This window comes from Bacillus sp. FSL R5-0431 (assembly GCF_038002985.1).
GTDB lineage: Bacteria > Bacillota > Bacilli > Bacillales > Bacillaceae > Bacillus.
The window spans coordinates 634,663-647,003 of sequence record NZ_JBBOOG010000001.1; the positions used below are offsets into that span (position 1 = coordinate 634,663).

General features: G+C 41.1%; 9 protein-coding genes and 2 pseudogenes. All 11 read left to right on the top strand.

Translation table 11 applies throughout. From position 1 onward, the window contains the following. Positions 1–29: 29 nt before the first annotated feature. The 11 genes and pseudogenes from MKZ03_RS03195 (at position 30) to MKZ03_RS03235 (ending at position 12,328) form a co-directional block, all read left to right on the top strand. Positions 30–1,229 (top strand): MFS transporter, encoded by a 1,200-nt coding sequence (locus MKZ03_RS03195; RefSeq protein ID WP_307499178.1) that lies wholly within the window; start codon positions 30–32, stop codon positions 1,227–1,229. Positions 1,230–1,320: 91 nt separating this feature from the next. Continuing rightward, a pseudogene (locus tag MKZ03_RS18950) lies at positions 1,321–2,610 on the top strand (condensation domain-containing protein); the annotation flags it as partial. Between the two features lie 141 nt (positions 2,611–2,751). Next, a pseudogene (locus MKZ03_RS18955) lies at positions 2,752–3,882 on the top strand (amino acid adenylation domain-containing protein); the annotation flags it as partial. A gap of 12 nt (positions 3,883–3,894) precedes the next feature. Continuing rightward, positions 3,895–5,790: a condensation domain-containing protein gene (locus MKZ03_RS18960; protein ID WP_445662033.1), complete on the top strand. Its 1,896-nt coding sequence runs from the start codon at positions 3,895–3,897 to the stop codon at positions 5,788–5,790. Positions 5,791–5,813: 23 nt separating this feature from the next. Further along, on the top strand, positions 5,814–7,328 hold the full coding sequence (locus MKZ03_RS03205; protein ID WP_341030913.1) for a serine hydrolase domain-containing protein: 1,515 nt from the start codon (positions 5,814–5,816) through the stop codon (positions 7,326–7,328). Continuing rightward, positions 7,291–8,271, top strand: a complete 981-nt coding sequence (locus tag MKZ03_RS03210) for a C39 family peptidase (RefSeq protein ID WP_334750925.1) — start codon at positions 7,291–7,293, stop codon at positions 8,269–8,271. Before MKZ03_RS03205 ends, MKZ03_RS03210 begins: the two co-directional genes overlap by 38 nt. Further along, complete coding sequence (locus MKZ03_RS03215; protein ID WP_334750924.1) at positions 8,268–8,978, top strand: thioesterase II family protein; 711 nt, start codon at positions 8,268–8,270, stop codon at positions 8,976–8,978. The genes MKZ03_RS03210 and MKZ03_RS03215 overlap by 4 nt, the downstream gene beginning before the upstream one ends. Then, a complete protein-coding gene (locus tag MKZ03_RS03220; protein WP_034664701.1) occupies positions 8,975–9,832 on the top strand; it encodes a 3-hydroxyacyl-CoA dehydrogenase family protein in 858 nt (285 codons plus the stop codon). Before MKZ03_RS03215 ends, MKZ03_RS03220 begins: the two co-directional genes overlap by 4 nt. 14 nt (positions 9,833–9,846) lie before the next feature. After that, a complete protein-coding gene (locus MKZ03_RS03225) occupies positions 9,847–10,902 on the top strand; it encodes an HAD-IIIC family phosphatase (RefSeq protein WP_034664698.1) in 1,056 nt (351 codons plus the stop codon). A 27-nt stretch (positions 10,903–10,929) separates the two neighbouring features. Beyond that, the gene (locus MKZ03_RS03230) at positions 10,930–11,199 is read left to right on the top strand and encodes an acyl carrier protein (RefSeq protein WP_034664694.1); all 270 of its coding nucleotides are present in this window, start codon (positions 10,930–10,932) and stop codon (positions 11,197–11,199) included. Further along, a complete protein-coding gene (locus MKZ03_RS03235; RefSeq protein ID WP_034664692.1) occupies positions 11,186–12,328 on the top strand; it encodes an acyl-CoA dehydrogenase family protein in 1,143 nt (380 codons plus the stop codon). Before MKZ03_RS03230 ends, MKZ03_RS03235 begins: the two co-directional genes overlap by 14 nt. Positions 12,329–12,341: the final 13 nt, after the last annotated feature.

Consider the following 12,341-nt stretch of genomic DNA (forward strand, 5'->3'; position numbering starts at 1 on the left):
GTGATAATGAAGAGAAAATGGAGATCAATATGAAAAACAAATCATTTTACTTTTTATTAGGGGGACAATCCCTAGCTAATTTTGGTGATTCGCTATATGTCCTCGTTCTGACCATCCTGACATATCAATTAACAAATTCTACACTGATTGCTTCAATGGTGGCTGTTTCGCAGTTTGTTGGACAAGCCCTTGGAGCGGTACTCATTCCTTTCTTTATGTATCAATTTAAGCTGAAAAGACTCATTATCTATTTGCAAATGTGTCAAATTGCTTTCTTCGGTTGCTTGATTTTCATTTATATTCTACAACTATCAACTTTTACTATCCCTTTCTTTTTTATCATTGTATTTTTCCTGTCTTTGATAGATGGAGGAACCATTCCTGTTCGAAATTCGATGATCCCGCGTTTAGTAGAAAAGAACTTTTTACTAAAAGCCAATAGTTATATCTTAACTTCTGATCAAATTGTTCTTTTACTAGGCTGGCTTTTAGGAGGGCTGTTTATTGGTATTCTTGGACCGCAGTTTCTCCTATTGACGACACTTGTTTTATACAGTTTGTCGCTCATATCTATGCTCTTTATGATTGATACTGGGGCTGCAGTTAAACATGAGCAACAGTCTGAATCATTTACTACAAGGGTCTTTTCAGGATGGAAGCTCATGTATGAAAAGCCAACTATTCGAACATTAACGGTTTTAGAAATGCTATCCATGAGTGGTAGAAGTATCTGGACTGGAGCCATTATCCTTGTGTATGTCACAGAAGTCTTACACCAGCCTGAAACATGGTGGGGCTTTATTAACGCAAGCTATTTTGGCGGAACCATTCTAGGCGGCCTGCTCGTGCTGCGGTTCGCAAAGCATGTGGAACAGCGTTTGTTTGATCACATTTTTTACAGTTCGGTGATCGTAGCTGTGCTAACCCTTTGCTTAGGATTGAATCATTCAGCATGGATGAGTTTGTTGTTTGTCTTTTTATTAGGGCCAGCTTTTCAGCTTCGCAGCATTTCCATTCGTACCTATGTACAAGATACACTGAGTGAAATTGAATTGCCCAAAATACTGTCAGCTCAACATACACTATCAACTTTTATATACGGAATGTCCATCCTCGTTATGAGCACCATGACCGATCTCTTTGGGGCAAGAGTCGTCTTTTTTATAAACGTTGCTCTGTTTACTGTGTCGGCTTTCCTAGCGTCTAGATTAAAAAATGAACAAATTTAGACATTTTATCTCAATTATTTACAAAAATACCGTTATATGATTTAATATGTTCGTAGAAATGTTAACTATATGAAAAGTAGAGGTGGCGTAATTGACTAGTAATTTAGTATATTGGCCATTAACACATCCGCAGCGGCGCGTGATGAACATGGAAACATTTTATCCAGAAACACCGATCAATCATATTGGCGGTATCATCTTCGTCAATGGGCCGTTACAGCTTGATAAACTGAAGCAGGCCATTGCATCTTGTATCATGATGACAGAATCTCTTCGTCTCAAGCTAGTAGAGAAAGATGGTGAGACGCTTCAATACGTTGATCCAAACGCCGATAATCCAATTCCTGCCTATGAGTTTTCCACACATGAAGACATGCTAGAATGGGCCGAAAAAGCCTTCAAAACACCATTTCAATTAACAGAAACCCCTCTCGCCGAATTTGCTGTACTAAAAATCGGTGAACAACAATCCGGTTATTTCATCAAATGCCATCATACAGTAGCAGATGGATGGTCGATGAAAGTAATCATCGATAAAATTAGCCAGCTTTACACTGCTCTTACCCAAAGCTCCTCTATTGAACAAGAAGCAGATAATCATTCTGTATTTATTGTTAAAGAATCAAAATATATGAACTCCCCAAGATTTAAAAAAGATCAGCAATTTTGGAAAGAAGCATTATCTGATGTGTCTGATAGTAATTTGGTACAGGGAACTGACCAAATCAAAGGCCATCGGCACAGCCATTATCTTGATCGACAACTCTCAGAACGAATCTATGAATTTATAGATACCCATCATTGTTCAATCAACTCTTTATTTACTTTAGGACTCTTCGTTTATTTGCATAAAAGATACCAGCAAAAAGATTTTATTATTGGGACGCCAGTTCTCAATCGTTCCGGACAAAAGGAAAAAGCCACGTCCGGTATGACCGTCAGTACAATGCCATATCGAATGAAGATTGATCCTCATCTCTCTTTGTTAGAAAGTCTGACAGACGTTCAAAAAAGCTATAAGGCTTACTTCCTGCATCAGCGTTATCCCTATGATGCACTTGTCAAAGATTTAGAGCTTGCCAAAGCAGGATATAATCAGCTTTTTCAAATCTATATCAACTCCTACAGCACAAATATGGTGCAGGAGATGGAAGGATACAAAGTTGATTACATAGAACTTTACAATGGCTTCCAGCCATATGGCTTACAAGTTGCTGTGAAAGAATGGGATGAAAAAGGGCAAATTGAGCTTCAATATGACTACAAGATCTCAGATTACAGCAATGAAGACATCGGCTTTCTACATGAAAGAATGCTTCTCTTTGTCGAAACCATACTCGCTCAGCCAAAGCAGCTGTTAAAAGACGTACTTCTTATGACAGAAGACGAGGAACATCGAGAGCTATATCAATGGAACGACACGGGCGTGCTATTTCCACAGAAACAAAAAATTCATGAATTGATCACAGACATGTCAAAGACTTCTCCTGATCGAATCGCACTTCAGGACGGATCTCATATCATGACATACGGTGAACTTGATAGAAAAACCAATCAAATGGCGCATTTCCTACAAACACATGGCTTACAGAGACATGACTTTGTTGCAGTATGTATGAATCATTCACCAGAACTTATCGTGCTGCTGCTGGGGATTTTAAAGGCTGGAGGTGCATATGTGCCGATTGATCCTGAATATCCTCAGGAACGCATTCAGTTTATTTTGGATGACAGCCAGGCAAAGCTGTTTTTCACAGATGACGCATCTGCATACCATTTTAATGGCGATACGTACAATATCTACAACGTGTGGGATCAGTTGGATCAGTATGATGCGGTACATCCATTCATTGGGGATGCTGAAGACGTCGCATATATGATTTATACGTCTGGCTCTACAGGCCAGCCAAAGGGAGTCATGATTGAGCACCGAAGCTTAGTGAACTATATCATGTCTGCCAAAACACACTATACTGATTCATCAGATGATCATTTTGCCTTGTATTCATCTATTGCGTTTGATTTAACCGTGACATCCATTTATACGCCATTGGTCATTGGCAGTACAGTGGTGATCTATCGTCAAGAGGATCAGCCAGGCTTTTTATTAGAACATATTTTGTTTGATCAAAAAGCAAAGGTCATCAAGCTGACACCAGCTCATATGGCACTATTAACAGATGCTGCACTGTCTCAATCAGTTGTGAAACGGATGATTGTGGGAGGAGAACAATTATCGACCGCTTTGGCCAAAAGAATCACAGAGGCAAGTGATGGAAGGATATCCATCTTTAATGAATATGGACCAACTGAAGCAACCGTTGGCTGTATGATTCATCAATTCCATCAAGAGGATGGAGGGACATCGGTGTCAATTGGTGTGCCAATGCCAAATACAGAGATTTACCTTTTAGATGAGAATCAGCAAGCCGTGCTGCCAGGGACAGTAGGAGAAATATATATTTCAGGCGCGGGTGTTGGAAGAGGATATTGGCAAAGACCTGATTTGCATGAATCGCGCTTTCTGCCCAATCCATTTGTAAGCGGTCGCCGCATGTATAGAACAGGTGATATAGCCAAACGAGCAAATGATGGAAAGATTGATTACATTGGCAGGATTGATCATCAAATCAAGCTGCGAGGCTACCGGATTGAGCTGGGTGAAATTGAACTTGCACTTATTGCACTTGAAGAAGTTGATAAAGCAGCTGTTATTGATCTAACCGATGCATCTGGAGAAAAACAGCTGGCTGCATATATTGAATTAAAAGAAAAAAAGATGACGTCCTTTTTACTTAGAAAGAAATTATCAGATCAGCTTCCAGCTTATATGGTACCTGCCTATTTTGTTGTACTAGATGAGCTCCCGCTTACTCAAAACGGAAAAATCAATCGGACAGCACTGCCTGATCCATTGCTGTCTCAAGTGGAAACAGCCGTTGAATGGTCCAAGGAAACAGCGGACATTGAAGAGATCATAGTAGATACAGCAAAAGACATCTTAGGGCATGAAACGATCAAACCAGCTGATCATTTTTATCAGCTTGGCGGTGATTCCATTAAGGCGATTCAATTTATTGCGAAGTTAAAAGACAAAGGACTCTATTTAAAAACCAAAGATCTTTTTACGTATCCCATTTTTAAAGAAATGGCACAAGTCGTTCAGCAGGAACCTGTCTTACATATTTCACAAGAGCAGGCTGCGGGCGATGTGAAATCGATCCCAATTATCGAATGGTTCTGGTCCCAGCGATTAAAAGATGAACATTTTTGGCATCAATCCATCATTGTTCATTCAAAGAAAAAGATGGATGAAAGAATCGTGCAGGATGCTTTCAAAGAGCTCGTCATTCATCACGACGGGTTAAGGTTAAAAGTACATGAGGCAACTAACACACTCTATTATGATGAAGACATTCATGATATTCCGCTGATGATACACGATTTCACGGCATTGTCAGAAGAGAATGTGGAAGAAGCGCTAAAAGATGTAGGGTGTCAGGTCAAGCAAAGGACTCATCTTTATCAAGGACCATTGATTCAGGCAGCGCTTTGTCAAACTGATTCTCAATCACATCTCATTTTTGCCGCCCATCATCTTTTAGCTGATGGTATGTCATGGCAAATTCTTGTGGAGGACTTGATTCAATTATTGCATGCAGAGAAGGTTACAGCAGAAATACTTCCTTCTAAAACCCATTCCTATCAAACATTTACGGAGCGGATGAACGAGTATGCGGTATCAGAGGATGTAAAAGAGTCGCTCAGCTATTGGCAAAAAGCGGTGCAGGATATTCAGCCTCTGTATCCAGTTTCTTCAAATGAGGGGTATGTCAGAGACGAAGTCAAATTAACCAAGGCGTTATCAGTGGAACTCACGAATCAATTGATCAATCAAGCGAATCAAGCGTATCAAACGCAGCCTCACGAACTGTTAATTTCAGCCTTGACGCAAGCCTGTTATCAGCAAACGAATCAAAAGCGGATTTCTTTGGAATTAGAAGGTCATGGCAGGGATGCTGTGGAGGAAGATATCGATGTATCTAGAACGTTCGGCTGGTTCACCACCATGTACCCTGTGAATGTTCATGTGTCTGAATCTCTCTCAGATCACATACGGGCTGTCAAAGAAACGATACGTGAAGTGCCAAATAAAGGTGCAGACTATGGGCTGCTGTCACTCATCAATAGGCAGATTCCTAATCATTCAGCGCCGCAATTACGCTTTAACTATCTAGGTGAAATTGATCAGGTGCTTAAACAATCATCTGATTACGAGATGTCTTACTTTACATCGGGGATTGATTCGTCATTGGATAATCCGTTAACAACCGTCATCGATATGGTCGCTACCATCAAGGGCGGTCAGCTGATATTCCATCTTTCTTTTAGCGCAAAACAGCTGTGTGAAACAGATATGACGCAGCTATTACAAGAGGTAGAACGGCAAATTGAGCGTCTGGTACAGCATTGCTTAGAGAAGGAAGGAATCGAATTTACACCGTCTGATTTTGAAACAGTGAATATGTCTCTTGAAGAAATGGATTCATTATTTACATGAGGAAAAATCAGCATGTTATCTACATGTCATGTTTATTAGCGGTCTTATGGATAAGCAGCTTTGCTGGGGGGACACATGCAAAAGCAGTGATTACACCTAAAGCCATTGATCAAGTGATAGAGGAACAGATGAAGCTTGGGCGCATTCCAGGCATGTCCGTTGTGGTTGTGAAAAAGGACGAAGTGGTGTACCAAAAAGGCTTTGGTTATGCAGATCGAAAGAAAAAGAAGCAAGTGACAGCCAGCACTTTCTTTGAAATTGGATCTACATCAAAGGCGTTTACCGCCCTTGCTATTGTGGAGTTAGAGAAGCAAGGGAAACTTCATTTAAAAGATCCAGTGAGCAGCTATATTCCAGGTTTTTTTCCAACATACCATGGAAAGCCTCAGCGTTTGACGGTAGAGCAATTAATGCATCACACAAGCGGCATTCCCTTTCAATCTATTGCGCTTATCCAGCCTGATCATGCAAAGGATGCGCTGAAAAAAACAGTCCATCAGCTGAAATCAATTGAGCTTAATCGCAAGCCAGGCAGCTCCTTTGAATATGCCACCATCAACTATGATGTCCTTGGTCTCATCATTGAAAATGTAACAGGAACGTCGTATGAGGCTTATATGAAAGAACTGTTTAAAAGGCATCATCTTGACCAAACGGAGGCTGGGCTAAAACGCATGAAGTCCGGTGTTGTCTCAGAAGGATTTAAACTGCAATTCCTTGCTCCGCATGCTTATGAAGCACCAGAATATCGAGGCAACACCCCTGCAGGCTATATTGTGATGAATGGTCAGGATGTGGGGACTTGGCTGCAATATCAATTGACCGATTCAACTTGGTCTCGTTTTGTAAAAAATCCGGATTACTTGACTGTGAATGTCCCAGATGAAGGGAAGCATGTCTATTACAATGCCGGCTGGTATATAGAAAAAGCGCATGAGCAGGTGTCATCACTTTTTCATGCAGGCTCTAACCCAAACTATTCATCATTTTTTCTGATCCAGCCAAAAGAAGGAGTTGCTATTGGAGTGTTAGCAAATATGAATAGCAGCTACACAGAGCAAACGGCACGTCTTATTGCCAATACGATTACGGGCACAAATGAAGAAGCAGAATCATCGATGGATCCTTTTCAGCTCATTGATCAATTGAGTCTTGCAGCCACATGTCTTTTTATTTTACTGCAAATGGTGTCTGTCGTTCGTTTTATCAAGTGGAAAAAGCGTGTAAGAAACGGCGCTTTAGTTCGCAGGGACATGTCACTTGGCGTATGGCTGAAAAGCATCGGCTGGGTGCTGCTGCTAATTGGGATATTGCTCCTGCCAATGATTCTTTCGCAGCTAGCCTTTAATGGGCTGCCTTGGAAAATGACTTTTGTATGGGGACCTTCCTCTCTCATTGAATTAGCGATTTCTTATTATTTGTTTTTCATTTGGTTGTGTACGATTGGTTTCATCAAAGGATTTATGGTGACATCTCCTGCTGGAAAGAGAGGAAAAAAAGATGACCGTCAAACAGATTTCGGGCATTCATCCTTATAATGATTTGTTTTATCGCAGCTGTTTTTTCAATTGCTTTTTTCCAATTGTGAAGCTGCATGATCAAGAAGTCGCTCCATACTTATTAAATGATCAATTTGCCTATGGGCTTACAGATGACGGCTTGCTGCAGATTGACTGGATGTCGGCACACGATCCAGAAAAGATTATGAATTTACAAGGCATTCAAGTTGAAAAAATGACGTATTGTGCCAACCTCATTGAAAAGGTCAAACAAGATGTGATGCGGGACCGCCCCGTCATTGTGTGGGTAGACCCTTACGTTCAGAGAGGCAGAAAAGAGTATTTGACAACCCATAGCCGTCATTCAATTTTAATTAAGGGTTTCGATGAAAATCAGCAAACCTTTCAAGTATTAGAGAATCGGCATTTAGATAATTTGTCTTATGAGCATCAAGTGCTGTCATTTAAAGATGTACAGAAAGGGTATGACACCTTTCATGATCATTTTCAGCCGAATGATCAATTTCATTCCTATGCGTCTTTCTACTTTGAACCGGACAAGCTCTCGACTGAATTATTTGATCAAAAAACGACTTATTTCCTGAGAAATATGCATGGTCAGATAGACGTAATCGAAAAAGGAATCACAGCTCTTGAAACATTTTATGAGCAGTATCCGCAATTGGATGATATCGAGAAGCTCGTGGCGTCGTTCAATCAGATCATCAATACGAAGAAAGTGGAGCTGTATCGGCTGAATCTCATCAAAGGCGATCTACCTGAGCTGGTGGGATGGATGGAACGTATTGTATCAGAATGGGAGAAAGCGAGGCATCAGGCAGCAAAACTCCTTTTCTCAGGTGAGATGTCTAGCAGGTACCAAGCCAATATCAAAGCTTCTTTAGAACAAATCATTCATGATGAAAAACACTGGCTGGAAGCGTTGGCAATCAAATGCAAAAGGGAGTGTGGCGTGTCGTGAAGTTATTTTGCTTACCGTACGCAGGTGGGGCAAGTACCGTATTCAGTACGTGGAAATCTTATATAGACCAGTCGATAGAAATTCATGCCCTTGAACTCCCTGGGCACGGGACAAGAATGACAGAGCCTGTACGGACCGATTTACAGCAGGTCGCAGATGATCTTTATGTACAGGCGTCCTCCTCCTTAAAAGAAGGAGAGCCTTTTGCCATTTTCGGTCATAGCATGGGAGCTGTCCTTGCGTATGAATTACAAAAAAGAATGAAAACAAGGTTAAACAAAGAGCCTGTCCATGTCTTTTATTCTGGGCGCTTTCCACCACATATTCCAGAAAAGAAAGTCTATCATCAACTGTCAGATTCCAAACTGAAAGAGGCGATCATTGCGATGGGAGGCGTTCCTGAGGAACTTGCCGATAACCATGCAGTGCTTGATTTTTTTCTGCCGATTTTAAGAGCAGACTTTCAGCTTTTGGAGACCTATCTGTGTGATGAAGTCGTTCCAGCTGCTTGTCCAATTTCTATTTTTTATGGTACACGTGATTTGCCTTCTGTGCTGTTCGATTTAGACGATTGGGATCAATATACTAGCGAAGATTGTGCGTTTTTTGAATTCGATGGAGATCACTTTTTTATTCATTCATTAACAAATGAAGTCGTAGAAAAAATCAATGTCATTTTAAAGCGAATTGGAGTGTTGGAGAAATGAACACGAAGCACGTAGGTGTGATTGGAGCAGGTGTGATGGGGGCTGATATGGCATTAGACCTTTCAGCAAATGGCTATCAAGTCACATTAGTTGATGTCACAGAAGAAAAACTAAATGAAGCGCTGGAAAAAATCAAGAAGACCTATCAACTGGTTCAATTTGTGAGAAAGAAGAAAATCTCATTGTCTTTAGAAGATGTATTGTCTCAAATCCAGCTGTCAACTTCACTTGAAGGCTTACATGACGCGCATATCGTCATTGAAAATGTGACGGAAGATTGGGAGATTAAAAGACCCATTTATGAAGAGCTGCGAGATATTTGTGCGAAAGAAACCATCTATTTTGTAAACACGAGCTGTATTTCGATTACAAAGGTAGGGTCCCTTATGCATCACCCTGAGAAGGTCATTGGGGCGCACTTTATGAACCCTGTTCCTCTTAAAGCGTTGGTTGAAGTGATTAGAGGAAAAGCAACTTCTGATGACACAGTTGAAACCGCAAAAGGTTTCTTGAAATCGTTTGATAAAACACCTGTTGTGGTGCATGATTTTCCGGGATTTGTTTCCAACCGTGTGCTTATGCTGACAATCAACGAAGCGATTTGGGCGGTGCAAGATCAAGTCGCCACACCAGCAGATGTCGATAAAATTTTCCGCGGGGGTTTCGGCCATAAAATGGGACCACTTGCGACAGGGGACTTAATTGGGCTTGATACGATTTTGAATTCATTGCTTGTTTTATACGAGAGCTACAAAGATCCGAAGTTCCGTCCATGTCCTCTACTTGTCAAAATGGTCGACGCAGGCGAGTACGGCAAAAAATCAGGTAAAGGCTTTTTCCAATATGACATGTGAGAGGAGAAAAACAAATGGCTAAGCAAATCAAGTGTGTTGTCTGGGATTTAGATCATACATTATGGGATGGAATTTTACTTGAATCAGATGAAGTGATGTTAAAGCCTTCGATGAAGGAAGTGCTAACAGAATTAGATGAGCGCGGTATCCTTCTTTCTATTGCAAGCCGGAATGATGAAGCAGCCGTGAGGGAAAAGCTCTCCGCCTTTGGGATCGAGCATTTCTTTCTCTATCCAGAGATTCATTGGAATGCCAAATCTAGTTCTTTAGAGAGAATCAGTGAGCGCCTAAATATTCATAAAGATACCATTCTCTTTATTGATGATCAGCCATTTGAAAGAGAAGAAGTGAAGGCTGTTCACCCAGAGATTACGTGCTGGGATGCAGTGGATTATATGTCATTACTCACTGATGATCGGCTGCGTCCAGTCTTTATCACAGAAGATGCCAGACGACGCAGAAGAATGTATTTAGAAGCGGACCAAAGGCAGCAGGAAGAAGAGAAATATGAAGGGCCGCCTGAGAAATTCTTGGCGTCTTTACATATGAAATTCGTAATTTCAGAAGCAGGAGAACAAGACCTCCAGCGAGCTGAAGAACTGACCGTCCGTACCAATCAATTAAATGCGAGCGGGAAAACCTATGATTATGAAGAACTTGATTTCTTCCGTCAATCAGATTCTCACTTGCTGCTTGTCTGTGAACTTGAAGATAAATTCGGTTCCTATGGAAAAATTGGACTCTCATTAATAGAAGAAACAGGCGACACCTGGCATGTCAAACTGCTGCTTATGTCTTGCCGCGTCATGTCTCGTGGTGTCGGGACCATTTTACTCACAACGATTTTGCAAGAAGCGAAAAAGCGAGGAAAGCGCCTTGTGGCTGACTTTAAACAAACCGACCGAAACCGCATGATGTATATCACATACAAGTTTGCGAATTTCAAAGAAATTGAGAAGGGGGAGGATGGCTATATCTTGTTTGAAAATGATTTAAGCATGATTCAGCCTTTCCCAGAATACGTAGATGTCAATATTGAATTAAATCAGAAAGATCCAGCCAAACAATAAAAAAGCGAAAAGCGAGGAGATTAAATCATGAACCTACACGAACAAGTAAGAGCCTATATCGAGCAAAACCTAGTGGTATTTGATGAGGAAATTGAGCTTGGAAATGATGATCATATTTTTGAACAAGGCTTTGTCAATTCTCTATTTGCGATGAAACTAGTGAACTATATCGAACATGATTTTCACTTCCAATTAGATAACGAAGACCTCGACATTGCTCATTTTAGTACGGTCAATCGCATTGTCGCCTTAATTGAGAGAAAACAACAGGGGGCCGCTCTTCATGAAAACAGCTGAACAAACGATCGATGCCATTGAAGAAATACGACAGTATTGCGATGAACATATCCGTCCTTTTGCCAATGAATTCGATGAGACGGAACATTTACCAGAGTCGCTCATTCGAGATATGGCGAAAAGAGGCTACTTGGCAGCAGGTATACCGTCTTCCTATCAAGGGCTGGGGCTTGATCCAATAGCATATGGACAGTTCACGGAACAAGTGGGAAAAGCTTGCTGTAATGTACGGACATTATTGACAGTGAATTCACTCGTAGGAGAAGCCATTCTTCGTTATGGAACAGAAGACCAAAAACAAGGCTGGCTTGTTGAATTAGCTAAAGGAGAAAAAATCGGTGCCTTTGCTTTGTCAGAGCCGAATATTGGTTCAGATGCCAATCATGTTGAAACAAGCTATCAAAAAGAAGGACAATCCTATGTATTAAATGGGAAGAAAAAGTGGATTTCCTTTGGTGCGATTGCAGATTTCTTTATTGTGATTGCAAGAGACGGTGAACAAGTCACGGCATTCCTTGTCGATCGAGATCAGCCGGGTGTAGAGATTGAGAGAATTACAGGAATGATGGCCAATCGAGCATCATATTTAGCGGAAATCACCCTCGATCATGTCCAGGTGCATGAAGACTGTGTCTTAGGACCAGTTGGGGGCGGATTTAACCACGTGGTGTCACTCGCATTAGACCATGGAAGATACAGTGTCGCTTGGGCAGGACTTGCCATTGCACAAGAAGCCGTTGATTCTCTTGTCACGTATTCACGTAAAAGAACACAGTTTAATGAAAAATTGTACAAGCATCAAATGATCAAAGGCATGATTGGAGATGCGGTTACCCAGCTCCATGCAGCGAGAGCCTTATGCCTAAAGGCTGGAGAAATGAGAGAAGCGAATCATCCTGATGCGATCACAGAAACATCCATTGCAAAATATTTCACCTCTAAAATCGCCGTTGACATTACAAATACAAATGTCCAAATCCATGGCGGAAGTGGATTTAGCCGGGAAAACTCAGCTTCAAGACTATATCGTGAAGCGAAGGTGCTTGAAATTATTGAAGGAACTTCGCAAATTCAGCAGCAGGTTATTGCTAACTATGGTTTACGCCATTATTTCGTGAAACATTCTTAGAGAGAAAGGAGAT

Excerpts from the sequence above, each read along its gene's own strand:
- MKZ03_RS03195 (WP_307499178.1), top strand. The coding sequence starts at position 30 with ATGAAAAACAAATCATTTTACTTTTTATTAGGGGGACAATCCCTAGCT.
- MKZ03_RS03205 (WP_341030913.1), top strand. The coding sequence starts at position 5,814 with ATGTCATGTTTATTAGCGGTCTTATGGATAAGCAGCTTTGCTGGGGGG.
- MKZ03_RS03210 (WP_334750925.1), top strand. The coding sequence starts at position 7,291 with ATGACCGTCAAACAGATTTCGGGCATTCATCCTTATAATGATTTGTTT.
- MKZ03_RS03220 (WP_034664701.1), top strand. The coding sequence starts at position 8,975 with ATGAACACGAAGCACGTAGGTGTGATTGGAGCAGGTGTGATGGGGGCT.
- MKZ03_RS03225 (WP_034664698.1), top strand. The coding sequence starts at position 9,847 with ATGGCTAAGCAAATCAAGTGTGTTGTCTGGGATTTAGATCATACATTA.
- MKZ03_RS03230 (WP_034664694.1), top strand. The coding sequence starts at position 10,930 with ATGAACCTACACGAACAAGTAAGAGCCTATATCGAGCAAAACCTAGTG.
- MKZ03_RS03235 (WP_034664692.1), top strand. The coding sequence starts at position 11,186 with ATGAAAACAGCTGAACAAACGATCGATGCCATTGAAGAAATACGACAG.